Raw genomic sequence first — 25,137 nt, 5'->3', positions numbered from 1 at the left:
GTTGGAACCTAGCCGCCGCGCCGACCATCGCGCTCGACGCGCGCCACGACATCCCTGCATACCGCAGCGGGCACGAACTTGGCGATGTTGCCGCCGAAGATCGCGATCTCCTTCACCAGGCGCGAGGCAATCGGTTGCAGACAGACATCGGCCATCAGGAAGACCGTCTCGATCCGGTCGTTCAGCTGCTGGTTCATGCCCGCCATCTGATATTCGTATTCGAAATCGGCAACCGCGCGCAGGCCGCGGACGATCATGCTCGCCCCCTCGCGCTCGGCGAAGTCCATCAACAGCGAGTCGAACGATACGACGCAAATGTCACCTTTCGTGGCGGCGACCTCGCGCTCAACCATCGCCATCCGTTCATCGAGCGTGAACATCGGCGACTTACCGGGATTGGTGGTGACGCCGATGACGAGCCGGTCGACCAGCTTCGCGCCCCGGCGGATGATGTCCATATGGCCCAGCGTCACCGGATCGAAGGTGCCGGGGTAGACGCCGATACGCATGGGTAGCTCCATCCTCAGCCGCGCCGTTCGATGACGAAGCGGGCGATCGAACGGAGCAGGTCCGCCTCAGGGCCGTAGCTGCGCAGGTGATCGATCGCCTGGTCGACCAGCATCTGCGATTGCTGCCGCGCCCGATCGACGCCGAGCAGCGAGACGAACGTCTCCTTGCCCTGTTCGCCGTCCTTGCGCAGCCTCTTGCCCGCCAGCGCCTCGTCTCCCTCGACGTCGAGCAGATCGTCGACGATCTGGAACGCGAGACCGAGATCGTGCGCATAGCCGCGCAGATGGCGACGCCCCTCCGGCGCGACGCGGCCGAGGATCGCCCCGCCCTCCACCGCCGCACCGATCAGCGCGCCGGTCTTCATCTGCTGCAGCCGGGTGACGGTGTTCAGGTCGAAACGGGTGCCATCGGCCTTCAGGTCCATGGCCTGTCCCCCCGCCATGCCCGACGGGCCCGAGGCCCGCGCGAGATCGGCGATCAGTTCGGCGCGGACGAAGGGATCTGCATGCGTCGCCGGGTCCGCCAGCACCTCGAATGCCAGCGCATGAAGACAATCGCCGGCAAGGATCGCCGTCGCCTCGTCGAATACCTTGTGAACGGTGGGCTTGCCATGCCGCAGGTCATCGTCATCCATCGCCGGCAAATCGTCGTGGATCAGCGAATAGACGTGGATCGCCTCCAGCGCGACCGCCACCCGCGCCGCAGCATCGCGCGCGACATCGAACAGCCGTGCGGTCGCGAACACCAGCAACGGGCGCAACCGCTTGCCACCACCGATCGTGGCATGGCGCATCGCGCGGTACAGATCCGCGCGAGGATCAGCAGGGATCGGGAGCAGCGCATCGAAACGCCGATCCATCTCCGCCGACACTTCACGAAGTGCCGCCTTCAACTGCGGTGAGGCGGTGGCGGCGATCGTCATGCAGCGGCGAACGGCTCGACCGCGGCGGCGCGACCGTCGGCGCCGGTCCGGATCGCCTCGATCCGCGCCTGCGCGGCGTCAAGACGATCGGCGCAGCGCTGCCTGAGCATGCTGCCCCGCTCGTACAGGCGGATCGCCTCTTCCAGGGGCGTATCGCCGGATTCGAGCCGAGCGACGATCTCCTCGAGCTCGCGCAGGCCGGCTTCGAAGGACGGCGTCTCGGTCGAATTCTCCATGACCGGGCTATGCGCCGGGCAGGCGCGGCGGGTCAAGAAGATGCCGCAGCACAGACGACTAGCGGACGATACCTTGTCCCGCGTCGTCGCCGCGACGAACGATCAGGCAGCGCGGCGCTGCATTCCACCCAGCAGATCACGCGCGGCGCGCTGCGCAGTGGCGATCTCGCGCGCGGTCATATCCTCCGCGATCTCGGTGCGGGCACCAGCCGCCGCCACGTTGCCGCGCGCCGCCGACAGGTTGAACCATTTATGGGCTTCGATCAGGTCCAGCGCGACGCCGGTCGTCCCTGTCGAAAAGGCCACGCCCAGATCATAGGCGGCGTCGGCATCGCCACGGGTCGCATCGGCAGTGCGGCGCGCCAGTAGCGCGATATCGAACTCGGTTACCATCGGATCACCCCTCCATCCTTCAATGTGGATTGAGGTGTGCACCGATTCGGCTCACCAAATGGTTAAAGCCGAAATCATCAAAATCTTTGCCAATGAGCCAGTTGCTCGATCATGCGGGATCGACGGCGAGGTTGTCGATAAGCCGTGTGTTGCCGAGCCGCGCCGCGGCCAGCAATTGCCGCCGCCGGCCAGGTGCCGGATCGCTTTCCAGCGTCTCCGCGTCGACCAATGCGACATAATCGACGGCGAATCCCGCTGCGGTCAGCGTGGTCGTGGCATCGGCCAGCGCCTTGGCCGCGTCGCCGCCCGCCAGTACCGCGCGCGCCGCAATGCCCAGCGCGCGCGGCAGCGCCACCGCCTTCTGCCGCTCGTCCGGAAGCAGGTAGACGTTGCGCGAGGACAGCGCGAGGCCGTCGTCCTCACGCTGCGTCGGCACGCCGGTGATCCCGATATCGAAATCGAGGTCCGCGACCATGCGGCGGATCACCGCCAGCTGCTGGAAATCCTTTTCGCCGAAATACGCGCGGGTCGGGCGAACCTGATTGAACAATTTCGCCACCACTGTTGCCACGCCATCGAAATGACCGGGGCGCGCCGCACCGTCCCAGCCGTCGCTGACCCCGGCCACGGAGACGTTGGTGGCGAAATCCGCCGGGTACATCTGCTCGACCGGGGGCAGCCACAACAGGTCGCAACCGGCGTCGGCCAGCATCGCGATGTCGCTGGTTTCCTTGCGAGGATAGCGCGACAGATCCTCGTTCGCGCCGAATTGTTTCGGGTTGACGAAGATCGAGGCGACCACGGTGGTGCCGGGCCGCCGTGCCGCCTCGACAAGCGCGACGTGCCCGGCGTGCAGCGCGCCCATGGTCGGCACCAGCGCCACTTCCCGGCCATCGGCGCGCGCCGCGACGAGCGCCGCGCGCAGGCCGGCGAGATCACGATACACTTCCACCCGTTACCCCTCGAATTGCGCGGGCGGGGGTTCTATGGTCGCGACAGGACGCAATCAATCGAGGATGCGACGAATTGTCCGAAACGGGGACGGAAGCGCAACACGGTCGCACGCATGTGATCGTGTTCGCCAACGAAAAAGGTGGAACGGGCAAGTCGACGACGGCGGTTCACGTCGCGATCGGGTTGGCGGCCAAGGGTGCGCGCGTGGCGTGCATCGATCTGGATCATCGCCAGCGCACGCTGGGGCGCTATCTCGACAATCGCGAGGCGACGGTGAAGCGGGCCGGGATCGATCTGGTACTGCCGGTCCATGCGACCGGCGACGGCCGTGCCGATGGTACGTTCGGGGCGATGTATCGCGAATTCACCGATGGTTACGACTTCCTGGTGATCGACACGCCCGGGCGTGACGACCCCGCGGCGCGTATCGCCGCCGCGCTGGCCGATACGCTGGTAACGCCGATGAACGACAGCTTCGTCGACTTCGATCTGATCGGGCAGGTCGATCCGGAGACCTACAAGGTCGTGCGCCCCAGTTTCTATTCGGAGCTGATCTGGGACGCGCGCAAGGCGCGTGCGCGGGAGGATGGGACGACGATCGACTGGGTCGTGCTGCGCAACCGCCTGCAATATCTGGAGGCGCGCAACATGCGTCGCGTGTCGGAGGCGCTGGATCAACTGGCGCGGCGGGTCGGGTTCCGCATCATCCCCGGCCTGGGCGAACGCGTGATCTATCGCGAGCTTTTCCCCAAGGGACTGACCCTGCTCGACGCCAAGGAGTTCGGGGGCATGGGGCTGAGCCACGTCGCCGCACGGCAGGAGCTGCGCGAGATGATGGCGGCGCTGGCGCTTCCCGAGATCGCCGTGACGAAGGCCGCCTGAGATGGCGATGAAGTGGATCGTCGCCGCACTGATCGTGTGGGGCGTGTGGATGCTGCTGCGCAAGCCCGCGAAAAAGCCACCGACTCCGCTGGGCGAGGCGCGTCGCGTTCTCGGCGTGGGCACACGCGCCGACGCGGTTGAGATCCGCGCCGCGCACCGCCGCCTGATGAGCGAACTGCACCCCGATCGCGGCGGATCGGAACAGCGCGCGCGCCGCGTCAACGCTGCGCGCGATACGTTGCTCGCCGCGTTGAAAGAGGTGCGATGACGCACGTCATCTCGCCGGAAATCCTGCGCGCCTACGATATCCGCGGACGGGTCGGCGACACGCTGACCGAGGCGGATGCCCATGCGGTCGGGCGTGGGTTCGCCACGCGCGTGCGGCGCGCGGGGGGACGACGTATCGCGGTCGGATATGACGGGCGGACGCACTCGCCGATGCTGGAGGCCGCGCTGGTCGCAGGGCTGGTGGCGTCGGGCGTCGACGTGGTGCGCATCGGGCTCGGCCCGTCGCCGATGCTTTATTATGCTGCCGCGACCCTAGAGGTGGATGGCGGCGTGCAGGTAACCGGCAGCCATAATCCCGCCGAGGACAATGGCTTCAAGCTGGTGATGCACGGGAACAGCTTCTGCGGGCCGGACGTGCGCGATCTGGCGCGGCTCGCTGCTACCGGCGACTGGGAGGAAGGCGCGGGCACCGTCACCGACGCCGACGTGCTCGACCTGTATGTCGGGCGGCTGCTCGCCGGCTATGCCGGGGGAACGTACCGGATCGGCTGGGACGCCGGGAACGGTGCCGCCGGCCCGGCGATCAGGGCGTTGACCGCGCAGCTTCCGGGCGAACATCATCTGCTGTTCTGCGACATCGACGGCACCTTCCCCAACCACCATCCCGATCCGACGGTGGAGGCCAATCTGGCGCACCTGCAGGCGTTGGTCGCGGATAAGAAGCTCGATTTCGGACTTGCCTTCGACGGCGACGGCGACCGCATCGGCGCAGTCGACGCGCAGGGACGCGCTTTGTGGGGTGACGAGATCCTGTCCATATTGGTCGAACCGCTGCTCGCCGAACTACCCGGCAGCACGATCGTCGCCGATGTGAAGTCGAGCGACGCGCTGTTCGAGCGGATCGCCGCGCTGGGTGGACAATCCGTGATGTGGCGAACCGGGCACAGCGAGATCAAGACGAAGATGAAGGAGGTCGGCGCCCCGCTGGCGGGTGAGCTGTCCGGCCACATCTTCTTCGGTCATGAATATTACGGCTTCGACGACGCGCTGTACGCCGCCGTGCGGCTGATCCGGGCGGTGCATCTGTCGGGCCGATCGCTGACCGAGGTGCGTGGCGAAACCTCGGCGCGGATCGCCACGCCCGAGTGGCGCGTCACCGTTCCCGAAGCGCGAAAGACCGTGGTGGTGGAAGAAGTCGCGGCGCGCCTGTCGGATGCCGGCGCAAGCGTCGTCGTTACCGACGGAGTGCGGGTTTCCACCGGCGACGGCTGGTGGCTGCTGCGTGCGTCGAACACGCAGGCCGCGTTGACCCTGCGAGCGGAGGGTCGCGACGCCGCCGCGCTGGAGCGGCTGGTCGCCTCGATCAATGCGCAACTGGCCGCGAGCGGCGTGCAGCGGCAACGCTGAGCGTTATTCCCGCTGCAATTCGGGCAGCCATGACAGATCGACGCCGGCGCGCCGGTCCACATGGCCGGCGGCACGGCGCAATCCGACTTCATCGAGAATCGTGAAGCGCCCGCCGTTTCGCGCGATCAGGCGCATGTCCTCCAGCTGACGCAGCATCCGGTTGACGTGCACCGACGTCAGTCCGATGGCGTCGCCGATCTCTTCCTGCGTCAGCCCGGGAATGAAGCTGTCGGCGATCGCCGCATCGCCGCGCCCCATGCGGTCACGGATCTCCAGCAGCACGGAGGCTACCCGCGCCCGCGCGGACGTCTTGGCGATCGCGGACAGACGGTCCGCCATCGCCGTCGATTCCGCCTGCTCCAATGCGGCAAGCGCCAGACCCAGGCGCGGATGGCGCAACGCCGCCTCGGCCAGCAGGATTCGGTCGATCGGCGCTACCACGCTATCGGTTATCGCTACCAGCGTCTGCTGCGCCTGACCGTAAGCCAGTACGTCGGTGCCCAGCAGATCGCCCGGAAACAGAAATCGCAGAATTTGCCGGCTGCCGTCATCCAGAAGGACGTAGCCCATCATCATCCCGCTTTTCAGCGTGAAGAGTTCGCCCGAGCGTTCGTTCTGCCGCACCAGCGTCGCCCCCCGACGAAGCGGCCGCTCGCGCTCGCTCAGGTAGGCCAAGGCGGTGCGCTCGATCGCGGAAAGGGGAAGAACATCGCCGACCCGATCGGCGAAACTAAGCGCTGGCACGCAATGGTGATCCTCAATGTCGCAAGATCGTTACGCGGGCGTGGGGCGGCCGCGCATTAAAACCGATCAACAAGTGTCGGGCATGTGCATGTCACGCTCGCTTGGCGACGGCGCGCTGCTTCGATAGAGCCTGCCGGATGGACCGTATTCTCATCCGCGGCGGCAACCGCCTGAACGGCAAGCTGCCCGTATCCGGCGCTAAAAACGCCGCTTTGACCCTGATGCCGTGCGCGTTGCTGACCGACGAGCCCCTGACGCTCCGCAACCTGCCACGCCTCGCCGACGTCGATGGTTTTGGCCATCTTCTTAACCAACTGGGCGCATCGACGCGAATCGAGGGCAGCCGCCCCGAAGAATTCGGCCGGGTGATGACGATCCGGGCGGGGCAACTGACCTCGACCGAAGCCCCGTACGACATCGTTCGCAAGATGCGCGCATCGATCCTCGTGCTCGGTCCGATCCTGGCACGGGCGGGTGAGGCGCGGGTTTCGCTGCCCGGCGGCTGCGCGATCGGCAATCGCCCGATCGATCTGCATCTGAAGGCGCTCGAGGCGATCGGCGCGCAGCTGGAGATGAGCGCGGGATACGTCACCGCCACGGCCCCCGGCGGCAGGCTGGCGGGGGGGCGCTACGCTTTCCCGGTGGTCTCGGTCGGGGCGACCGAAAATGTCGTGATGGCGGCGGTGACCGCCCGGGGATCGAGCCGGATCGAGAATGCCGCGCGCGAGCCCGAGATCGTCGACCTGTGTCGTTGCCTGATCGCGATGGGTGCGCGCATCGATGGCGTCGGCACCGACACGCTGGAGATCGAGGGCGTCGCCGACCTGCACGGCGCGACCTATTCGGTAATGCCGGACCGGATCGAGGCGGGCAGCTATGCCTGCGCCGTGGCGGTGACCGGCGGGGCGGTTGAGTTGACCGGCGTAACGCCCGCCGACATGGGCGCGACGCTGGACGCTTTGCGCGCGGCGGGCGTCGGGATCGAGGAACGGCGGGATTCGATCCTCGTCACGTCGGACGCGCAGTTGAAGCCATTGTCGCTGTCGACTGCCCCCTACCCCGGCTTCGCCACCGACATGCAGGCGCAATTCATGGCGATGCTGTGCAAGGCGCCAGGCACCAGCACACTGACGGAGACGATCTTCGAAAATCGCTACATGCACGTGCCCGAACTGGCTCGGATGGGTGCGGACATTCAGGTGCGCGGCCGCACCGCCGAGGTGAACGGTGTCGAGCGGCTGGTCGGCGCGCCGGTGATGGCGACCGACCTGCGCGCATCGATGAGCCTCATCATCGCCGGCCTGGTCGCCGAGGGTGAAACGTCGGTGTCGCGCGTCTACCATCTGGATCGCGGGTACGAGCGGCTCGAAGAGAAACTGTCGGCGGTCGGCGCGGATATCGAGCGCGACGGCGGCGGCTGACGCTCGCTTCGCCGGACGCCATTAACGTTTCGTCAACCATTCCTGGCCAAGTTGTTTCGGGGGCGTTGACGGACCGGCCCGCACCGGGTCCTGTTGCGGCCCTGCGGCGGCACGAGTCGTTCGCACGCCCGAGGGGGTGAACGATGAACGCGATGACCGGCGGTTCGCCGCTCGAGACAATCCTGTGGACCGCGCGCAGTGCCGGTGCGACGCTCATCATCTCGCGTGGGAACGATCCGGCGACGATCCGTCAACTGCTCGACGAAGGCCTTATCCGCGAGCGGCTCGGCCACCTCGTGCTGACGATCAAGGGTATCCAGCGACGTAGGGCATGCGCGCCCGGCTGAAGATCGAGGCACGCGGCGGACGTGACGCCGCGGGCGTAGCAAGCCCGGCCAGACCATCGCTGCCTACAACGCACATGCCGTCGAACTTATCGTCCGTGTCGACCCATGCGCCGACCGCCACACCTGTTCGTCGTCGCAACGATCCAGCAAGTACCGTCCTGCTGAACCAACGCCGCACCGTCATCTTCTTCGGGTTGGCCGACTGGTGCCGCGCGAAGGCAGAACATCGGCGACCACCTGCGTGAGCGACGCCGTGGTCGAACGGCGTGGTTCGGACCGCTTTTCGCCGCCTACTCGCTCTGACACATTACAAGCCACCGGCGTCTGCGCCAAAAGCTGAATCGCGATCATGCTGTCGACCGCGCGGCGGGGCGAAGGCGAGGAGATTCACAGCATGTCGAAATCGATAACGGTGTGCCGATCCAGTCGCTGTTCCGCCGTCGGCAGCGGGTATTTCAGCCCCGTCGCACAGTTGAACAGCACGACCTCCTCGTCCTCATCGACCTCACCGTCGCGCAACGCCTGGCGGTATGCAGCGAGCGTGGCCCCGCCCTCGGGACAAAGCAGCAGGCCATCGCGTCGGGCGCAATCGTCGACTGCGGCCAGGATGGCGGGATCGCCCACCGCCAGCGCCTTGCCGCCGCTCTGACGCACCGCACGCAGGATCAGGAAGTCGCCGACCGCGCGCGGCACGCGGATGCCGGCGGCGACGGTATGCGCATCCTCCCAGCGTTCGGCATGTTCCTCGCCCGCCTCGAATGCGCGGACGATCGGCGCGCATCCGGCTGCCTGCACCGCGTACATGCGCGGGCGCTCGGCGCCGATCCAGCCGAGCCTCTCCAGTTCGTCGAACGCCTTCCACATGCCAATCAGCCCGGTCCCGCCTCCGGTGGGATAGAAGATCGCGTGCGGCAATCGCCAGCCCAGCTGCGCGGCCAGCTCCAGTCCCATCGTCTTCTTGCCCTCGATCCGGTACGGCTCCTTCAGCGTGGAGAAGTCGAACCAGCGTCCCTCTGCGGCTCCCTTCGCGACGATCGCCCCACAATCGTCGATCAGCCCGTTGACGCGCCACACGCGCGCACCTTGGGCGGCGATCTCACGCACGTTCACCTCCGGGGTGTCCTCGGGACAGAAGACGATCGTCTCGATCCCGGCCCGGCTGGCGTAGGCGGCGAGCGCTGCGCCGGCATTGCCGTTGGTCGGCATCGCAATCCGCGTGACGCCAAGCTCCTTGGCCATCGCCAGCGCCATGACCAGCCCGCGCGCCTTGAAGCTGCCGGTCGGCAAGCGCCCTTCGTCCTTGACCAGCACGCGTGTGCCGCCACTGCTCGCCGGAATCGGGATCAGTGGCGTCTCGATCTCGCCCAGGCTGACGATGTTGCCGGTGTGGCGCACCGGCAGCAACTCGCGCCACCGCCACAGATCGGTTTGGCGCGCACCGAGCGTTTCGCGCGAGACGGCCGTCCGAATGCCGGCGAGATCGTAGCGCACGAGCAGCGGCCGTCCGGCGCGCGACAGGTTGTGCAGCGTATCGGCCTCGTAATGCTCGCCGGTGAGCGAGCATTCGAGATGGGTGACGAAAGTCGGCCGGTGGGCGGTGAGATTGTCGTTCATGCCCCCGGGTTTAGCGGTCCGTCCATTGGCCGTCATCCCCGCCCGCGCGGCGGCGACGGAACACCCGCTTACCCCAGGATGTGCATCCACATCGGCTCACCTGTCAGGCTCTGCGATCCGCGCAACCGCTCCAGTGCGGCGGCGACGCAGCGTTCCGGGCCATCGTGCGTGACGATCGCGACCAGCACGCTGCCATCCGCATTCGCACCGCGCTGGATCAGGCTTTCGATCGAGACGCCGGCATCGCGCATCGCTGCGGCGATCTCCGCGAGCACGCCGACCCGGTCCGCCACTGCGAAGCGCAGATATGCACGCCCGCGCCGTTCGCCACTGTCCGCGGCCACCATCGTCGCCAGCGAATCCGCAGGCATGGCGTACGGCGGTCCGTATTCGCCGCGCGCGATGTCGATCAGGTCTGCGACGACCGCGCTGGCGGTCGGCCCCTCGCCCGCGCCTGCGCCCTGGAACAACAGCCGGCCGACGAAATTGCCCTCCGCGACGACCGCGTTGGTCGCGCCGGTGACATGCGCCAGCGGATGATCGTTGGGGACCAGATGCGCGTGAACGCGCTGGAACAAGCCGCGCGATCCGGGGGCGTCCGCCTCCGCCACGCCGACCAGCCGCACCCGGTAACCAAGCGCCGCCGCCTCGGCGATATCGGCGGCAAGCAGATGACGGATGCCGCTGATCCCCACGTCACCGAAGGCGGGCGCGGTGCCGAACGCGATGCTGGCCAGGATCGACAGCTTGTGCGCGGCATCCACCCCGTCGATGTCGAACGACGGGTCCGATTCGGCGAAGCCCAGCGCCTGCGCCTCGGCCAGCACCTCGGCGAAGTCGCGGCCTTCGGCTTCCATCTTCGACAGGATGAAATTGCAGGTGCCGTTGAGGATACCATAGACGCGGGCGATGGCATTCGCCGCCGCGCCTTCGCGCAGTCCCTTGATGACCGGAATACCGCCGGCCACCGCCGCCTCGAACTTCAGCGGCACTCCCGCAGTCTCGGCGGCGCGGGCCAGTTCCAGTCCGTGATGCGCGAGCATCGCCTTGTTGGCGGTGACGAAGCCCTTGCCCGCCGCCAGGGTCCGCCGCGCCAACGCCAACGCCGGCCCATCCGAGCCGCCGATCAACTCGACCACGACATCGGCCTCCGCTTCGGCCATCGCCGCGGTATCGTCGATCCATGCGAATCGCGACAGATCGACGCCTCGGTCCTTGGCACGATCGCGTGCGGAAACCGCGACGACCTCGATCGGGCGGCCGGCACGGCGGGTAATCAGCTCACGATTTTCATCGAGCACGCGGATCACCCCGCCACCGACCGTACCCAGCCCCGCCAGTGCCACCCGCAACGCCTGCACCATGCCCGCCTCCTTGTTCAATGGTGGGGCTGCTAGGCAATTGCGCACCTTGTGTCGAGCCGATCACCGTGGCGACGATTGCAATAGCTGCAAGCGAGATTGGCTTTATTGCACTTGCGAAGAATCGTGGTGCGCTGCAAAAGGAGTGTGCCTTTCAGGCATCCTCTCCTAAAAACTTTCAAGGCCGGGCATTGCCCGGCTTTTTTTTGGTCACGACTCCGGCTAGGCATCGATTCGCCGCACCGATAGAGCGCGGACCGACAGGAAAAAACAGGACAGGATGCGCCGGTCGAACCGGCAGCGATGAAGGGGGGATGGGTCACAGACCGTCCCCCCAGGCCAATCCCGATCCACGATCCAGGTGTCCAGCATGACGACCGCGTTGACCGCCGCCGTTCCAGGCAGACGGCAAGCGCTTGTGATCGCGCGACGATCGAGATCTGCGGCCCCGCCACACGAAAAAGCGTGGCCTGGTCGCCCGCAACACTGCGTCCCCCCCCCGCACGCATCGGTGTACGCCCCGGCGACCGCATGTGCCACGCCGCGCCATCACACGATCGACATCGAGCGCTCATCAAACCGCAACGTGACTGGCACGGGGCTGACACGGACGTGCGGCATAGGCGCAGCCACGGAAGATGGCGGGGGCGAACCGGATGGACCGACGAACGATGCGATCGGGATTGACGATGCCGCTCCTGCTGTTGTGGAGCCTGTCCGTCGCGGCTGCACCCGAACCGTTTGCACATGAGGTTGAGGGGGCCCGCTTTCGCGCCGCGATGCCGATCGACGGGGAGCTGTTCCACGTTCAGGGACTGGAACTGCAAGGCCCGCGGATGTGGTTGACGTCGATCGATCGACGCACGCGGCGCGGCTATCTCCACCAGATCGAGCGCAAAACCGGAAAGGTCGTGCGTCGCATCGAAGTGACCGATGGCGTCCGTTATCATCCCGGCGGCATCTCGATCGAGGGGCGATCCCTCTGGGTGCCGGTGGCCGAATTGCGCGCGAACAGTTCGGCGGTGCTGATCGAGATCGACACTGACACATTGCGTGTTCGCCGCCGGATCCCGGTGGCCGACCACCTTGGCTGCGTCGCGGTCGCGGGGCGATGGCTGGTCGCCGGCAACTGGGACAGTCGATCGCTCTACGTGATCGACCTCAGCGATCCGGCGCACATGCGCGTCGTTCCGAACACGTCGGGCACGCGGTATCAGGATATGAAGTTCGTCCACGGGCAATTGGTCGCGGGCGGGCCGCGGGCGTGGGGCGACGGCGCGGTCGACTGGCTCGACTGGCCTCGGCTGACTCTCGATCGCTCTCAGCGGGCGGGCGGATACACTGCGGAGGGAATGGCGGTGGAGGGTGGCGATCTTTATTTCGCGCCCGAAGACGGGCCGGGTCGCGTATTCCGCTTCAGACTGGGCGAACGCGGGCCCACAGCGGCCTGAACGGCGGGCTGCCGGAAATCAGTCGCCGGGGATCAGGTCCGCCATGTCGTCGCGTCCGGCGTCCCGCAACCCATGGGCAACGCCCACGCGATCATCGCAAGTCCGGTTCTGGCTCAACTTCCATTTGCCTTGAAGACGGTCGATCGGGATTTCCAGCCCGACGATGCCGTCGAGCTGCGCACGAATGAATGGTCCGGGCGCGTCGATGGTCGCCCATGGCTCTGCACGAAACCCCTCCTGCGTGTCGGTAAGCGCGTCGACCTGCGTCCGGAGCCACTCCGCATCGTCGATCAGACTCGGTATCCCGCGCGCCTGCACCATCACGTAATTCCACGTCGGCACCACCTTGCCGTGCACGCTTTTGCCCGGGTACCATGACGGACTGACATAGGCGTGCGGCCCGTGAAAGACGACCAGCGCGGGTGTCGCTTGTCGAAGATCGGCGAGTTGCCCGTTCGCTTTCGCCAGATGTGCGCGCAACGTGTCGCCGCCGGGCGTCTCGACCAGAACGAACGGCAAGACGTTCGCGCTTATGCCATTCGCGCCGGTAGTGATGAGCGTGGCGAGCGGGTGGGCACGCATCGCCGCGCGAAGGACAGCCGGATCATCTTCGCGGAAGGCGGGCGGGCAGTACATCCCCCCCAACGTAGCGGCTGGAACGCCAATCCGCCATCACCCGGCCCCCTACCCGCGCCACTTGCCCCGCGACCCTGTCACATCAGCCGTACTTGTGCCAGACAGCCGCTCATGACCGTCCCGCCTCCCCGCTCGCCCGTCGAACTCACGTTGCGCGGTGTGCTGCTTGGCGGGATCATCACCCTGCTGTTCACCGCCGCCAACGTTTATCTCGGGCTGAAGATCGGACTAACCTTCGCCACGTCGATCCCGGCGGCCGTGATCTCGATGGCGGTGCTGCGGGCGTTCCGCGACTCCTCGATCCTCGAAAACAACATCGTCCAGACCGTCGCCTCGGCGGCGGGAACGCTGGCGGCGATCATCTTCGTGCTGCCCGGTCTGGTCATGATCGGCTGGTGGCAGGGCTTTCCCTTCGTCACCACCGCCGCGATCACCGCGACCGGCGGCATATTGGGCGTGATGTTCTCGGTCCCGTTACGCCGCGCGCTCGTGGTCGACACAATGCTGCCCTATCCCGAGGGACGTGCCGCCGCCGAGGTGCTGAAGGTGGGCGAGGAAAGCCGGCACGGCGGTGCGGAGAGTGCCAAAGGGCTGTCGGCGATCATCGCCAGCACGCTGGCCGCCGCAGGCTTCTCGATCCTGACACAGACGCGGATCATCGCTGGCGAGGCGGCGCACTATTTCCGCGTCGGTGGCGGGGCGACCGGGGTCAGCGCCGGCCTGTCGTTCGCGCTACTCGGTGCCGGGCATCTGATCGGATTATCGGCGGGGATGGCGATCCTGCTGGGCGTGGCCGTGGGCTGGTGGGTGGTGCTGCCGATCCTGACCGCGGCCGCACCACAGGCCGGCGATGTCGCCAGCTGGGCCAGCGATGTGTTCCGCAGCGATGTGCGGTTCTTCGGTGCCGGGGTGATCGGCGTTGCCGCGATCTGGACGCTCCTGCGCATTGCCGGCCCGGTGGTCGGCGGGTTGCGCGCGGCGCTGTCGGCGAAACGCGGCGTGGAGATGGCGGCGGAGGACCGCGACCTGCCGATCGGCGTCGTCGCGGCGGTCAGCGTGGCGATGCTCGTCCCGGTCGCGTGGCTGCTCCACTCGGTCATTGCCGGAGGGCCATTGGCGGCGCGCGAATGGACGTTGGTAGCGGGCAGCCTGATCTTCGTCGCGGTCATCGGCCTCGTGATCGCGGCGGTGTGCGGGTACATGGCGGGGCTGATCGGCGCATCGAACTCGCCGGTGTCGGGCATCGGCATATTGTCGGTGATCGCCGCCGCGACGTTGCTGGTCGCGCTGTTCGGACGCGGCGGGCCGGCCGAGCAGACGCAGGCGCTGGTCGCCTATGCGCTGATCGTCACCGGGATCGTCTTCGGCGTTGCGACGATCTCCAACGACAATCTTCAGGACTTGAAGACCGGCCAGCTGGTCGGCGCAACGCCGTGGAAGCAGCAGGTGGCGCTGGTGATCGGCGTCTGCTTCGGATCGGTGGTGGTGCCGCCGGTCATGCAGCTGCTCTATACGTCGTTCGGCTTCGCCGGGATGCCGGGCGCGGGGCCGAACGCGCTGGCCGCGCCACAAGCGGCGCTGATCTCCGCGCTGGCGCAGGGGGTGCTGGGCGGCAATCTGAACTGGACGATGATCGGCTGGGGCGCGCTGGCGGGGGTCGCGGCGATCGTGCTGGACGAGGCGCTGGGCCGCGCCGGACGCCTGCGCCTGCCCCCGCTGGGCGTCGGACTGGGTATCTATCTGCCGATGAGCGCGACGCTGACCGTCGTGGTCGGGGCCGTGATCGGGCATTGGTACGACAAGGCCGCCGACCGCCATGCCGACGCCGAAAGCCGGAAGCGGCTGGGCGTGTTGACCGCGACCGGCATGATCGTCGGCGAAAGCCTGTGGAACGTCGCGTTCGCCGGCATCGTCTACGAAAGCGGTAGCGAAGCCCCGCTCGCGCTGGTCGACGGGTTCGAAGGGGCGGCGCTGTTGCTGGGGATACTGGTGTTCGCCGGCGTGACATGGTGGCTGTACCGACGCACGCGGCGGTTGCACGCGGCATGACACGGATCGCGCTCCGCTGGACCGGCGATCGCGGTGTGGGCACCGCCGATTACACGGCTTACGGACGCGAGCACGAGATCACGGCGCCGGAGAAAACGCCGATCGCGGGCTCTTCCGATCCGCGCTTTCGCGGTGATCCGGTCCGCTGGAACCCCGAAGAGTTGTTGCTGGGCGCGATCAGCGCGTGCCATCAATTATGGTATCTGCCCCTGTGTGCCGACGCCGGGATCGTCGTGACCGACTATCGCGACGAAGCCGAAGCGGCCCTGACGCTGGATGCCGCGGGTGAAGGCCGGATTACCGCGGCGACGCTTCGTCCCGTGGTGACGATCGTCGCAGGCGACGCCGCGCTGGCGGAGTCGCTGCACGACGCGGCGCAACGGCGCTGCTTCATCGCGCGATCGGTCGCCTTTCCGGTGCGACATGAAGCAGTTATCCTGACCAATCCGGTATGTTCGCGTTAACCATCCCGCGATAGACTGCCGGCCATGGCTTCCCTCTTCCCTCACGGCGAGCGCAGCGAACCTATCGAGGGTCGGGACACGACGCTGCCGATCGCTACGCGGCGCTGGCGATGACGGGGCGTTAGCCAGATGCATCGTCTCCGCGCCCGTCCGCAGCTGCTCGCACTCTTCGCTGCGCTGGCGCTGGCGGTCCGCCTGCTGGTGCCAGCCGGCTTTATGCCGCAGGTGGCGCATGGTCGGGTCGCGATCGTCGCCTGTCCCGGCGTCGTCGCGATGCAGGCCCACGGTCACGGCCTGACCCATGATGCCCCGGATCACGACGGCTTCGAGCAACCATGCCCGTTTGCCGCCGTAACCATCGCTGCGGCGATCGTGGCGATCGCCGTGCTGTTTGCCATGGCGATCGCACCGTCGGCGTCGCACGTGCCGCGCCCATCCGCAACTTGCCGGACGCGCGCGTCAGTCCGCTGGCGTCCCCCGCTGCGTGCGCCCCCGACGATCCTCCCGGTCCGCTGAAAACGTACCCCGGTCCGCGCGCGGGCCGAGTCGAGGATTGTCGTTCATGTCCCCTTCCCGTCCCGCCGCGCTCGCGGCCGAGCTCCAGCGCGCGGTGTGGCGCTGGCACTTCTTCGCCGGATTGCTGGTGCTGCCGTTCCTGTTATGGCTGGCGGTCACCGGTGCATTGTACCTCTACAAGCCCGAGATCGAGCGGCAGGTCTATGCCGACTGGATCCACATCGCGCCGGCGCGTGCGACGTTGCCGCTGGACATGCTGGCCACGCGCGTCGGCGCGGCCACCGGCGGCACGGTGACGCAGGTGCAGAAGCCCGCCGCGCTGGATGAAAGCTGGCGTGTCACGGTGCAGCGCCATGACGGCACGCTGCGGATGGCGTTCGTCGACCCGCATGATGCGCACGTCTTCGGCACCACCGGTCCGGGCGGAGTGATGCAGACCGTCAAGCACCTGCACAGCCTCGCGCTGGCCGGCTGGATGGGCAATTGGCTGATCGAGATAGCGGCGGGCTGGTCGATCATCCTGGTGGTGAGCGGGCTGTATCTGTGGTGGGGACGCGGGCGAACGGTGGCCGTGCGCGGACGTCCGGGCGGACGCATGTTCTGGCGCGACCTGCACGCCACCACCGGGCTGTTCGCTGGCGGGCTGATCCTGTTCCTTGCGATCAGCGGCATGCCATGGAGCGCGGTCTGGGGACGCAACGTGCAGGCGGGGGTTGCGGGCGCGGGCTGGGGCCGCCCCGCCCCGCCGGCCGGCGACGGCCATCCCGGACATGACCTGCCGTGGTCCATGCAGCAACATGCGATGCCGATGGGCGGCGCCACGCGCATTTCCGCCGACGCCGCACTGACGGCGGCGCAGGCGCGCGGGATGGCGGCGGACTGGACGCTGACCTGGCCGGCGACACCGGGCGCGCCGTATCTGGTCAGCGCGACGCTGGGGCCGTCCGGAGCGGCGCACGTCGTCTATGTCGATGCCGGTGACGGACGGGTGATGCAGGATGCGCGCTTCGGTGATTTCGGTCGTCCGGCGCAGGCGATCGAGTGGAGCGCGGCGGTTCACCAAGGCAAGGAATATGGCGAAGTGAACCGGCTGGTCATGCTGTTCGCGTGCGCCGCGCTGGCGTTGCTGACGATCGCCGCGCCGGTGATGTGGTGGAAGCGCGGGCCGCGGGGCCGCAGCAACCTGCCCGATGCGCGCACCGGAGCGGGGTTGCTGGCGATCATGGCGGTGGCGGGGGTAATCTTCCCGCTGACCGGGCTGACGATGCTGGTCGCGCTCGGCTATGGGCGGATCAGGACGATGCTGGCGACGGCTCAGGCAAGCCGCGCGCGGAACAGCTGCCCCTCCTCCACGATATAGACGATGACGAACGTCGCGACGCCGATCGCCAGATACCCCAGTGTCAGCGGCAGCGTGGTGCCGGCATAGGATTGGCCGATCGCCGATCCGACCAGCACCGCGCCGACGCTGGTGATGAAGCCCTGCACCGACGATGCGGTGCCCGCGATCCGCCCGACCGGCTCCATCGCCATCGCGCCGAAATTGGAGCCGCACAGGCCGATGCACGTCATGCTGAGCGACTGGAAGACCATGTAACTGACCAGCGTTTCCCACCCCAGCCACACCACCGACAGGTGCAACACCGACAACACGATCAGCGCCAGCACGCCGACCTGCGAGATCAGCCGCGTTCCCAGCCGCTCGACCAGCCGGCTGTTAAGGAACGAGGCGACGCCCATCGCCCCGGCGCAGATCGCGAACAGCAAGGTGAAGCGGTCGCCCGCACCGAATTCGTCGACGAACACCTGCTGCGCCGACGATACGAAGGCGATGATGCCGCCGAACGTCAGCGAAGCGGCCAGCGCATAGCCGAGCGAGTAACGGTTGGTCAGCGTCAACCGATAGCTGTCGCCGAGATTGGCCAGCGAGATCGCGGTGCGCCGCTCGACCGGCAGGGTTTCCGGCAGGCGCATCAAGGTCCACAGCAGCACCAGCGCGGCGAACCCGCCAAGCGCGTAGAAGACGAAGCGCCACGGCCCGATCACCAGCAACCCCTGCCCGATCGTCGGTGCGAGGATCGGCACGAGGAAGAAGATCATCTGCGCCACCGACATCGTTCGCGCCATCTGTCGCCCGGAGGCATTGTCGCGCACCACCGCCACCGCGATGACGCGCGTCGAGGCGGACATCAGCCCCTGGAGCACCCGTGCGCCCAGCAGCGCGGTGAAGGTGGTGGAGGCGGCGGCGAACACGCTGGCCGCGACGAACCCGATCAACGTGGCGATCAGCACCGGCTTGCGCCCGTACCGATCGGCCAGCGGGCCATAAAGCAGCTGTCCGACGCCGAAGCCCAGCACATAGGCGGTGACCACCCATTGCCGGTGGTTGGCCGCGCCCACCGACAGGTCGCGCCCGATGTCGGCCAGCGCCGGGAGCATCAGGTCGACGCCCAGCGCGTTGACCGCCATCACCGCCGCGACGAAGACGACGAACTCGCCGGAGCGCATGCCCGCAGGCGCGGCGTGAGGTTTCATGACGTCATGTCCGTGTTCAGTCGAAAGGGCGGTCGATGCTCGATTGCGGCGGGGTGAACCATGCCGCCCCAGCGTCCGTGACGTGAAAATGATCCTCCAGCCGGATACCGAATCGCCCCGGCACGACGATCATCGGCTCGTTGGAGAAACACATGCCGGGCGCGAGCGGGGTGCGGTCGCCGCGGACGAGATATGCGGGTTCGTGGATCGAAAGGCCGATGCCGTGCCCGGTCCGATGCGGCAGGCCGGGCAGGCGATAATCAGGACCAAGGCCTTCACGCACCAGAACGTCGCGCGCAGCGGCGTCGACCGCTTCGCACGGGACGCCCGGCGCGACCGCGGCGAAAGCGGCGGCCTGCGCGGCGTGTTCGATCTGCCAGATCGCGCGCACCTCGTCTCCGACCGGACCGAAAGCGTAGGTGCGGGTGATATCCGAGTGATAGCCCTCCACCCGGCACCCTGTATCCACCAGCACCACATCGCCCTCCGCCAGTTCGCGGTCGCCAGGCAGTCCGTGCGGATAAGCCGTCGCGTGCCCGAACTGGACGATGCAGAACGTGGAGCCGCCGCCACCGATCGCGCGATGCGCATCGTCGATGAAGCGCACCACCTCGCTCTCGCGGATACCGGGGTGCAGGATGCGCGCGGCGGCCGCCTGCACCGCGAGCGTCATCTGCTTGGCCTGGCGTAGCAGCGCGAGTTCGGCGCTCGACTTCACCATGCGGCAGCCGTCGATCGCGCCCGCGCCGTCGATCGTCGTCAGTCCGGCACCCTCCAGCCGTCGCGCCCAGCCGAAGAACAACATCGGATCAAGCGCCAGCGTCGCCCCGCCCGGCAGCGCATCGGCGACCAGCGCGACGGGATCCTCATCTTCCTCCCACAACAGAAGGTCGGCGGCGATCGCCAGTTCGGCCTCCAGCGTGCCGCGCTCGAACGCGGGGCACACCAGCTTCGGCGTCCCCGCCACCGGTAGCAACAGCGCAACCATCCGCTCGCTGGGGCTCCATGGCACGCCGGTGAAGTAGCGCAGCGACGCTCCCGCCTGCACCAGCAGCGCATCGGCACCCGCCTGTGCGGTCAATGCGCGCGCACGATCCAGCCGTGCGGCGCGTTCCTGCGCGGTGATCGAGGGGGCGATGTCCGCCCACGGACGCAGCGCGGCCAGTTCCGCCGTCGGGTTCGATCCGCCAATCGTCATGTCACGCTCCGCCAAAATGGGTCAGCACCACCTGCCGAAGTAGCGGCGCAATAACATAGGTGGTTACCGCTTGTTTACTCCTGCGCCGTTACGCCGTTTCGCAGTAGAAGAGAGAAGGGGCCATGGCATCCAAACCGCTGATCGACAACCGTCGCGAACCACGCATTCCCGCCGAATGCCGCGGGCTGGCGCGACTGGCCGTGTCCATCGAGATCCTCGACGCCTCCGCAGCCGGGCTGAGGGCGCGGACCACCTTGCCGCTGGCGACGGGCACGCTGATGAAACTGTCGCTGCCCGGCGGGTCGGAGCGTCATGCGCGGATCGCCTGGGTGGAGGGCGCGACCTTCGGCTGTGAATTCATGAAGCCGTTGACGCCGCGCGAGCTGCGCGGGCTGGTCGACGCGACCGCGAACGCCGCGCCTTACGCGATCTGCGAGTGACCCCCGCCGCCGTTGTCGCGCCTCTCTGACGACCAGCCGGCGGGCGTCAGTCGAACCGTGCGTGCAGCGCGGTCGACCATGATCGCCGCATCGGGCAGCCGCAGCACGAAGCCTTCGGCCCCCGCCCAATCGGCGTCGTGCATCGGTCGGCCATCGAGCCGCGACCACCGGGCATCGTGCGCGATCGCCGTCGCCGAGAGCGAGGGACAGGCCGCGCGGCGGCGTGCGAGATCGACGACGAACGCCTCCAGTGCCGAGTCGCGCCCCGCCCAGTCGAGCCACAGCAGTTCGTCCTGCGCATAACCATTGTTGTTGCCGCGCTGCGTTCGCCCGAACTCGTCACCCGCGGTCAGCATGATCGTACCATGGCTGGCGAACAGCGTTGCGAGCAAGGCGCGAGCGTCGAGGGCGCGGGCGGCACGAACCAAAGCATCGTCGCTCGGCCCCTCCACACCGTTGTTCCACGCGATCTCACCGGCATGGCCGTCCCGATTGTCCTCGCCGTTGGCGTGGTTGTGGCGATCGGCGAACGCGACCGTATCGGCGAGCGTGAACCCGTCGTGCGCAGCGACGAAGCTGACCCCGCGCGCTTGGTCGCCGAAGACATCGCTCGATCCCATCAACCGCGTCGCGAGCGCGCCCGCGGAACCGTCCCCCCTCCAGAAGCGTCGCACATCGTCGCGGTAGCGGTCGTTCCACTCCAGCCACGCCGCCGGGAACGCACCAAGCTGATACCCACCCGGGCCGACATCCCATGGCTCGGCGATCAGCACGCGGGTGGCGAGCAGCGGATCGGCCGCGATCTCCACGAAGATCGGCGCAGCCGGATCGAAGCCCGGACCGCGCGCCATCACCGTAGCCAGATCGAACCGGAATCCGTCCACCCCCGCCTGCGTGACGAAGTGGCGCAAGGTATCGAGCGCAAGGTCGCGTACGGATGGTCGCGCGAAATCGAGCGTGTTGCCGGTGCCCGCGTCGTTGATGAGGGTGCCGTCCGGCGCGCGCGCATAGGCCGCATCGTCGAAGCCGCGCAGCGACAGCGTCGGGCCGAGCAGGTCGCTCTCCCCACTATGGTTGAGGACGAGATCGAGGATCGTACCGATCCCTGCCGCGCGCAACGCCGCCACCGTCGCGCGCAACTCCGCCATCCCGCCGGGCGCGAGCCGCGGGTCGAGCGCCATCGGCACGACCGGGTTGTAACCCCAGCCGTTGGCAAGCCCGAGCGGAGGCAAGTGGCGTTCGTCGATCCATGCCACGATCGGCATCAGTTCGACCGCACCGACGCCGATCGCCGTCAGGTGCGCAATGACTGCCGGATGCGCAAGCGCGGCGATCGTGCCGCGCTGCGCCGCCGGTACGTCCGGATGACGCATCGTGAAGCTGCGGACGTTGACCTCGTAGATCAGCCCACCGGGCCGGAACACCGGCGGAAGGTCGAGCGGGGGGAGCGGAGCGGACACCACGGCCCTTGGCACCAGGGCGGTGGTGTCGACGCCCGGCTCGCCCAGCCGTGGATCATAGGCGAAGCGACGGTCGAGCGTCACCGCATGCGGGTCGCCCAGCAGCTTCGCCGGGTCGGCGGCGGTACGGAAACCGTACAATGCACCCTCCCCCACGCCGGCGACGTGGGTGTGCCAGCGGTCGCCGTCGCGCACCATCGCGATGCGCCGTTCGACGGCACCGTCGAACAGGCACAACCATATCGCTTCGGCGAGCGGCGCCCGAACCGTGAAGTCGACGCCGCCCGCGACCGGCGTTGCGGTCACGTCACGACGTCGGGATGCTCGCGTCCGGTGTGCCGGCGGACCCCGGCGATCGTGTCGGCGGCGGCGACGATCTCCGCCAGCATCGCACCGGTATCGGCATCGAGATTGCCGTCCACCGGCTCGTACCGCTCCAGATAGACGCGCAGTGTCGCCCCGCTGGTGCCGGTGCCCGACAGGCGGAAGACCACGCGGCTTCCGCCCTCGAACAGCACGCGCACGCCCTGATTGCGGCTGACCGAGCCATCGGTCGGGTCCTCATAGGCGAAATCGTCCGCCGCAGCGACGGTGAGCGCGCCGAACGCGGTACCGGGCAGGTCGGCCAGCTTGCCGCGCAATTCCGTCATCAACGTGTCGGCCGCGGCGCTATCGACGCCCTCATAATCATGCCGCGCGTAATAATTGCGCCCGAATTGCGCCCAGTGATCGCGGGCGATCGCGTCGACGCTCTTGCCGGTCGCCGCCAGGATGTTGAGCCACAGCAGCACCGCCCACAGCCCGTCCTTCTCACGGACGTGATCGCTGCCGGTGCCGGCGCTTTCCTCCCCGCAGATCGTCGCCATGCCGGCGTCGAGCAGGTTGCCGAAGAACTTCCAGCCGGTCGGTGTCTCGAACGATGGGATGCCGAGCGCGTCGGCGACACGGTCCGCCGCCGCGCTGGTCGGCATCGAGCGCGCGATGCCCTTCAGTCCGTTCCGGTAGCCGGGCGCAAGATGCGCGTTGGCGGCGAGCATCGCGAGGCTGTCGGAAGGGGTGACGAACCGATGCCGCCCGATGATGAGGTTGCGGTCGCCGTCTCCGTCCGACGCCGCGCCGAAGTCCGGCGCGTCCTCGGCCATCATCGTTTCGTACAATTCGTGCGCATGGACGAGGTTGGGATCGGGGTGATGCCCGCCGAAATCCTCCAGCGGCGTGCCGTTGCGCACCGTTCCGGGCGCGAAGCCCAGCCGGCGTTCGAGGATCTCGGTCGCATAGGGGCCGGTCACCGCGCTCATCGCGTCGAACGCCATCGTCAGCCCGGCGGCGCGGATCGCGGCGAAGTCGAACAATTTCTCCATCAGAGCGGCATAGTCCGCCACCGGATCGATCACCTCGACGGTCATGCCCTCGACGCTCGTCTCGCCAAGTGCATCGAGGTCGATATCGGCGCAGTCGGCCGCGCGCCATTCGGTGATCGACAAGGTGCGCGCGTGGATCGCATCGGTCACCTTCTCGGGCGCCGGCCCGCCGTTGGCGACGTTGTACTTGATCCCGAAATCCTCGTCCGGCCCGCCGGGATTGTGGCTGGCCGACAGGACGAGGCCGCCGATCGCGCCGCGCCGCCGGATCACGTTCGATGCGGCGGGCGTCGACAGGATACCGCCCTGCCCCACCACCACGCGCCCGAACCCGGCCGCCGCCGCCATGCGGATCGCGGTCTGGATCACCTCTCGGTTCAGATAGCGGCCGTCGCCGCCGATCACCAGCGTCGCACCCGCCTTCCCCTCCACCACGTCGAACACCGACTGGATGAAATTCTCGGCATAGTTCGGCTGCTGGAACACCCGCACCTTCTTGCGCAGGCCCGAGGTGCCCGGCTTCTGGTCATCGAACGGCGTGGTCGGAACGTTATGGATCATGCGGACAGCAGCTCCCGGTAGAGATCGGCATAGCGGCGTCCGCTGGTTGCCCAGGAGAAATCCGCCACCATGCCCGCGCGCTGGAGCGAGGCCCAGCGTTCCGGCATGGCATATATTCGTATCGCAAGTGCGATGGCGCGCGCCAGTGACTCGTGTGTGACGGTATCGAACTGGATGCCGGTCGCCACCTGCGCATCCAGAGCCGCGTCGTTGGCGTGGATCACCGTGTCGGCCAGTCCGCCGGTTCGCGCCACCACCGGCACGCAGCCGTAAGCAAGGCCGTACAGCTGCGTCAGCCCGCAAGGCTCGAACCGTGACGGGATCAGGATCGCGTCGGCCCCGCCCTGCATCAGATGCGACAACGCTTCGTCATAGCCGATCCGCACGCCGACGCGGCCGGGATGACGCTCCGCCGCATCCGCGAAGGCGCGTTCGAGCCACGCATCGCCCGACCCGAGCAGTGCCAGCCGCCCGCCGCCGGCGACCAGCGCATCGACGGTGTCGGCCAGCACGTCCATGCCCTTTTGCCACGTCAGCCGCGTGATGACGCAGAACAACGGGCCGTCGCCCGGCTCCAGCCCGAACGCCGTCTCCAGCGCACGCTTGTTCGCGGCACGCGCGGGCAGCGTGGTCGCGTCATAGCATTCCGCCAGCGCCGCGTCGGTGGCGGGGTTCCACACCGCCGGATCGATGCCGTTGACGATCCCCGACACCTTGTCCCGCCGCGCCCGGATCAATCCCTCCAGCCCCATGCCGAAGTCCGGCTGCACGATCTCCGCTGCATAGGTCGGGCTGACGGTGGTGATCGCGTCCGCCGCCTCCAGGCCGGCCTTCAGGAAGCCGACCCCACCGTAATATTCGACGCCGTCGACCGCGAAAGCGCGATCCGGCAATGCCAGAGATCCGAAGATGCCGGCATCGTAGCGGCCCTGAAACGCGATGTTGTGGATCGTCATCACCGACTTGGCGACCCGCCCGCCCGCCGGAGCGAAGCGCAGATAGGCCGGCGCCAGGCCCGACTGCCAGTCGTGCGCGTGCAGCACGTCGAAGCGGAAGCCCTTCACCGCGCCCGAGGCGAGATCGGCCGCCGCGCGCGAAAAGGCCGCAAAGCGCCGCCAATTGTCGTCCCAGTCGCGGCCAGAAGGATCCCCGTACGGCCCACCTTCGCGCGCGAAATAGCCGGGCGCGTCCAGAACGAGCAGCTTGGCGCCGCCCAGCGTTCCCGACACCAGCCGTGCGGGCGCGCCGAGCAGGTCGGGCCAGTCGTGCAGCACCGCGGCACCCTGCACCGCCGACATCACCCGCGGGTAACCCGGGACGATCGTCGTGACGTTGACGTCATGCGCCGACAGCGCGGCCGGCAGCGCGCCGACGACATCGCCGAGACCGCCGGTCTTGACCAATGGATAGGCTTCGGATGCGACCGACAGGACCGATACGGCCACCA

The 25,137-nt window shown here is 67.9% G+C and carries 25 protein-coding genes; 11 read left to right on the top strand and 14 right to left on the bottom strand.

The window, feature by feature from the left end; genetic code table 11:
• Positions 1–8 precede the first annotated feature (8 nt).
• The 5 genes from coaD to panC all read right to left on the bottom strand — a co-directional run bounded on the left by coaD (position 9) and on the right by panC (position 3,013).
• On the bottom strand, positions 9–509 hold the full coding sequence (coaD, locus tag ASE95_RS08450; protein WP_082450074.1) for a pantetheine-phosphate adenylyltransferase: 501 nt from the start codon (positions 507–509) through the stop codon (positions 9–11).
• A gap of 14 nt (positions 510–523) precedes the next feature.
• Positions 524–1,432: a polyprenyl synthetase family protein gene (locus ASE95_RS08445; RefSeq protein ID WP_056634438.1), complete on the bottom strand. Its 909-nt coding sequence runs from the start codon at positions 1,430–1,432 to the stop codon at positions 524–526.
• On the bottom strand, positions 1,429–1,668 hold the full coding sequence (locus ASE95_RS08440) for an exodeoxyribonuclease VII small subunit (RefSeq protein WP_056634435.1): 240 nt from the start codon (positions 1,666–1,668) through the stop codon (positions 1,429–1,431). Before ASE95_RS08440 ends, ASE95_RS08445 begins: the two co-directional genes overlap by 4 nt.
• 102 nt (positions 1,669–1,770) lie before the next feature.
• Complete coding sequence (locus ASE95_RS08435) at positions 1,771–2,061, bottom strand: hypothetical protein (RefSeq protein ID WP_056634432.1); 291 nt, start codon at positions 2,059–2,061, stop codon at positions 1,771–1,773.
• A gap of 109 nt (positions 2,062–2,170) precedes the next feature.
• Complete coding sequence (gene panC, locus ASE95_RS08430) at positions 2,171–3,013, bottom strand: pantoate--beta-alanine ligase (protein WP_056634429.1); 843 nt, start codon at positions 3,011–3,013, stop codon at positions 2,171–2,173.
• A 74-nt stretch (positions 3,014–3,087) separates the two neighbouring features.
• Here panC and ASE95_RS08425 point away from each other — a divergent pair, with 74 nt between their 5' ends.
• From ASE95_RS08425 to pgmG, 3 genes are read left to right on the top strand one after another with little or no spacing between them, the layout of a single operon-like run.
• Positions 3,088–3,897, top strand: coding sequence for a division plane positioning ATPase MipZ (locus tag ASE95_RS08425; RefSeq protein WP_056634426.1), 810 nt, complete (start codon positions 3,088–3,090; stop codon positions 3,895–3,897).
• Between the two features lies 1 nt (position 3,898).
• Positions 3,899–4,165, top strand: a complete 267-nt coding sequence (locus tag ASE95_RS08420; RefSeq protein ID WP_235528238.1) for a J domain-containing protein — start codon at positions 3,899–3,901, stop codon at positions 4,163–4,165.
• The gene (pgmG, locus tag ASE95_RS08415; RefSeq protein WP_056634423.1) at positions 4,162–5,532 is read left to right on the top strand and encodes a phosphoglucomutase/phosphomannomutase PgmG; all 1,371 of its coding nucleotides are present in this window, start codon (positions 4,162–4,164) and stop codon (positions 5,530–5,532) included. The genes ASE95_RS08420 and pgmG overlap by 4 nt, the downstream gene beginning before the upstream one ends.
• 3 nt (positions 5,533–5,535) lie before the next feature.
• On the opposite strand, the gene ASE95_RS08410 is transcribed toward pgmG, so the two are convergent.
• A complete protein-coding gene (locus ASE95_RS08410; RefSeq protein WP_056634421.1) occupies positions 5,536–6,276 on the bottom strand; it encodes a Crp/Fnr family transcriptional regulator in 741 nt (246 codons plus the stop codon).
• Between the two features lie 137 nt (positions 6,277–6,413).
• Between ASE95_RS08410 and murA the strand changes: the two genes are divergently transcribed.
• Together murA and ASE95_RS08400 are read left to right on the top strand one after the other, a co-directional pair.
• On the top strand, positions 6,414–7,697 hold the full coding sequence (gene murA, locus ASE95_RS08405; RefSeq protein WP_056634418.1) for a UDP-N-acetylglucosamine 1-carboxyvinyltransferase: 1,284 nt from the start codon (positions 6,414–6,416) through the stop codon (positions 7,695–7,697).
• 143 nt (positions 7,698–7,840) lie between these two features.
• Complete coding sequence (locus ASE95_RS08400; protein ID WP_056634415.1) at positions 7,841–8,044, top strand: hypothetical protein; 204 nt, start codon at positions 7,841–7,843, stop codon at positions 8,042–8,044.
• Between the two features lie 387 nt (positions 8,045–8,431).
• Here ASE95_RS08400 and ASE95_RS08395 read toward each other — a convergent pair whose 3' ends face one another.
• On the bottom strand, positions 8,432–9,658 hold the full coding sequence (locus tag ASE95_RS08395; RefSeq protein ID WP_056634412.1) for a threonine synthase: 1,227 nt from the start codon (positions 9,656–9,658) through the stop codon (positions 8,432–8,434).
• 68 nt (positions 9,659–9,726) lie between these two features.
• Positions 9,727–11,022, bottom strand: coding sequence for a homoserine dehydrogenase (locus ASE95_RS08390; protein WP_056636011.1), 1,296 nt, complete (start codon positions 11,020–11,022; stop codon positions 9,727–9,729).
• 686 nt (positions 11,023–11,708) lie between these two features.
• Here ASE95_RS08390 and ASE95_RS08385 point away from each other — a divergent pair.
• Positions 11,709–12,470: a DUF6454 family protein gene (locus ASE95_RS08385; RefSeq protein WP_056634409.1), complete on the top strand. Its 762-nt coding sequence runs from the start codon at positions 11,709–11,711 to the stop codon at positions 12,468–12,470.
• Between the two features lie 18 nt (positions 12,471–12,488).
• Here the strand turns inward: ASE95_RS08385 and ASE95_RS08380 are convergent, their stop codons facing one another.
• Positions 12,489–13,106 carry an FMN-binding negative transcriptional regulator gene (locus tag ASE95_RS08380; RefSeq protein WP_056634407.1) on the bottom strand — a complete coding sequence of 206 codons (618 nt, stop codon included), beginning with the start codon at positions 13,104–13,106 and terminating at the stop codon, positions 12,489–12,491.
• Positions 13,107–13,217: 111 nt separating this feature from the next.
• Here ASE95_RS08380 and ASE95_RS08375 point away from each other — a divergent pair, with 111 nt between their 5' ends.
• The 4 genes from ASE95_RS08375 (at position 13,218) to ASE95_RS08360 (ending at position 17,495) form a co-directional block, all read left to right on the top strand.
• Positions 13,218–15,155 carry an OPT family oligopeptide transporter gene (locus ASE95_RS08375; protein WP_056634404.1) on the top strand — a complete coding sequence of 646 codons (1,938 nt, stop codon included), beginning with the start codon at positions 13,218–13,220 and terminating at the stop codon, positions 15,153–15,155.
• A complete protein-coding gene (locus ASE95_RS08370) occupies positions 15,152–15,619 on the top strand; it encodes an OsmC family protein (protein WP_056636008.1) in 468 nt (155 codons plus the stop codon). Before ASE95_RS08375 ends, ASE95_RS08370 begins: the two co-directional genes overlap by 4 nt.
• Positions 15,620–15,748: 129 nt before the next feature.
• A complete protein-coding gene (locus tag ASE95_RS08365) occupies positions 15,749–16,135 on the top strand; it encodes a hypothetical protein (protein WP_056634401.1) in 387 nt (128 codons plus the stop codon).
• A gap of 46 nt (positions 16,136–16,181) precedes the next feature.
• Complete coding sequence (locus ASE95_RS08360; RefSeq protein WP_082450014.1) at positions 16,182–17,495, top strand: PepSY-associated TM helix domain-containing protein; 1,314 nt, start codon at positions 16,182–16,184, stop codon at positions 17,493–17,495.
• On the opposite strand, the gene ASE95_RS08355 is transcribed toward ASE95_RS08360, so the two are convergent.
• Both ASE95_RS08355 and ASE95_RS08350 read right to left on the bottom strand, forming a co-directional pair.
• Positions 17,450–18,643, bottom strand: coding sequence for a multidrug effflux MFS transporter (locus ASE95_RS08355; RefSeq protein ID WP_056636005.1), 1,194 nt, complete (start codon positions 18,641–18,643; stop codon positions 17,450–17,452). The two genes, ASE95_RS08360 and ASE95_RS08355, sit on opposite strands and share 46 nt — an antisense overlap.
• A gap of 43 nt (positions 18,644–18,686) precedes the next feature.
• The gene (locus tag ASE95_RS08350) at positions 18,687–19,868 is read right to left on the bottom strand and encodes a M24 family metallopeptidase (protein WP_056634398.1); all 1,182 of its coding nucleotides are present in this window, start codon (positions 19,866–19,868) and stop codon (positions 18,687–18,689) included.
• Between the two features lie 122 nt (positions 19,869–19,990).
• On the opposite strand from ASE95_RS08350, the gene ASE95_RS08345 reads away from it, so the two are divergent.
• On the top strand, positions 19,991–20,308 hold the full coding sequence (locus ASE95_RS08345; protein ID WP_056634394.1) for a PilZ domain-containing protein: 318 nt from the start codon (positions 19,991–19,993) through the stop codon (positions 20,306–20,308).
• Here the strand turns inward: ASE95_RS08345 and ASE95_RS08340 are convergent.
• Genes ASE95_RS08340 through glgA form a run of 3 tightly spaced genes read right to left on the bottom strand, consistent with a single transcriptional unit; the run spans position 20,290 to position 25,135 of the window.
• Positions 20,290–22,074, bottom strand: a complete 1,785-nt coding sequence (locus tag ASE95_RS08340) for a glycogen debranching protein (RefSeq protein WP_056634391.1) — start codon at positions 22,072–22,074, stop codon at positions 20,290–20,292. The two genes, ASE95_RS08345 and ASE95_RS08340, sit on opposite strands and share 19 nt — an antisense overlap.
• On the bottom strand, positions 22,071–23,690 hold the full coding sequence (locus ASE95_RS08335; RefSeq protein ID WP_056634388.1) for an alpha-D-glucose phosphate-specific phosphoglucomutase: 1,620 nt from the start codon (positions 23,688–23,690) through the stop codon (positions 22,071–22,073). Before ASE95_RS08335 ends, ASE95_RS08340 begins: the two co-directional genes overlap by 4 nt.
• On the bottom strand, positions 23,687–25,135 hold the full coding sequence (glgA, locus tag ASE95_RS08330) for a glycogen synthase GlgA (RefSeq protein WP_056636003.1): 1,449 nt from the start codon (positions 25,133–25,135) through the stop codon (positions 23,687–23,689). Before glgA ends, ASE95_RS08335 begins: the two co-directional genes overlap by 4 nt.
• Positions 25,136–25,137 lie beyond the last annotated feature (2 nt).

The organism is Sphingomonas sp. Leaf231 (assembly GCF_001421995.1).
Lineage (GTDB): Bacteria > Pseudomonadota > Alphaproteobacteria > Sphingomonadales > Sphingomonadaceae > Sphingomonas.
The sequence above is the reverse complement of the archived record's forward strand: the minus strand, read 5'-3'. Positions and strand labels throughout refer to the sequence as shown.

Bases quoted from the DNA above. Each gene is read 5' to 3' on its own strand.
- ASE95_RS08395 (WP_056634412.1), bottom strand. From the start codon at position 9,658: ATGAACGACAATCTCACCGCCCACCGGCCGACTTTCGTCACCCATCTC.
- murA (WP_056634418.1), top strand. From the start codon at position 6,414: ATGGACCGTATTCTCATCCGCGGCGGCAACCGCCTGAACGGCAAGCTG.
- ASE95_RS08350 (WP_056634398.1), bottom strand. From the start codon at position 19,868: ATGACGATTGGCGGATCGAACCCGACGGCGGAACTGGCCGCGCTGCGT.
- ASE95_RS08380 (WP_056634407.1), bottom strand. From the start codon at position 13,106: ATGTACTGCCCGCCCGCCTTCCGCGAAGATGATCCGGCTGTCCTTCGC.
- ASE95_RS08440 (WP_056634435.1), bottom strand. From the start codon at position 1,668: ATGGAGAATTCGACCGAGACGCCGTCCTTCGAAGCCGGCCTGCGCGAG.
- ASE95_RS08375 (WP_056634404.1), top strand. From the start codon at position 13,218: ATGACCGTCCCGCCTCCCCGCTCGCCCGTCGAACTCACGTTGCGCGGT.
- ASE95_RS08360 (WP_082450014.1), top strand. From the start codon at position 16,182: ATGTCCCCTTCCCGTCCCGCCGCGCTCGCGGCCGAGCTCCAGCGCGCG.
- ASE95_RS08385 (WP_056634409.1), top strand. From the start codon at position 11,709: ATGCCGCTCCTGCTGTTGTGGAGCCTGTCCGTCGCGGCTGCACCCGAA.
- ASE95_RS08355 (WP_056636005.1), bottom strand. From the start codon at position 18,643: ATGCGCTCCGGCGAGTTCGTCGTCTTCGTCGCGGCGGTGATGGCGGTC.
- ASE95_RS08445 (WP_056634438.1), bottom strand. From the start codon at position 1,432: ATGACGATCGCCGCCACCGCCTCACCGCAGTTGAAGGCGGCACTTCGT.
- ASE95_RS08365 (WP_056634401.1), top strand. From the start codon at position 15,749: ATGCATCGTCTCCGCGCCCGTCCGCAGCTGCTCGCACTCTTCGCTGCG.
- ASE95_RS08335 (WP_056634388.1), bottom strand. From the start codon at position 23,690: ATGATCCATAACGTTCCGACCACGCCGTTCGATGACCAGAAGCCGGGC.
- ASE95_RS08390 (WP_056636011.1), bottom strand. From the start codon at position 11,022: ATGGTGCAGGCGTTGCGGGTGGCACTGGCGGGGCTGGGTACGGTCGGT.
- ASE95_RS08420 (WP_235528238.1), top strand. From the start codon at position 3,899: ATGGCGATGAAGTGGATCGTCGCCGCACTGATCGTGTGGGGCGTGTGG.
- ASE95_RS08435 (WP_056634432.1), bottom strand. From the start codon at position 2,061: ATGGTAACCGAGTTCGATATCGCGCTACTGGCGCGCCGCACTGCCGAT.
- coaD (WP_082450074.1), bottom strand. From the start codon at position 509: ATGCGTATCGGCGTCTACCCCGGCACCTTCGATCCGGTGACGCTGGGC.
- ASE95_RS08400 (WP_056634415.1), top strand. From the start codon at position 7,841: ATGAACGCGATGACCGGCGGTTCGCCGCTCGAGACAATCCTGTGGACC.
- ASE95_RS08345 (WP_056634394.1), top strand. From the start codon at position 19,991: ATGGCATCCAAACCGCTGATCGACAACCGTCGCGAACCACGCATTCCC.
- ASE95_RS08370 (WP_056636008.1), top strand. From the start codon at position 15,152: ATGACACGGATCGCGCTCCGCTGGACCGGCGATCGCGGTGTGGGCACC.
- pgmG (WP_056634423.1), top strand. From the start codon at position 4,162: ATGACGCACGTCATCTCGCCGGAAATCCTGCGCGCCTACGATATCCGC.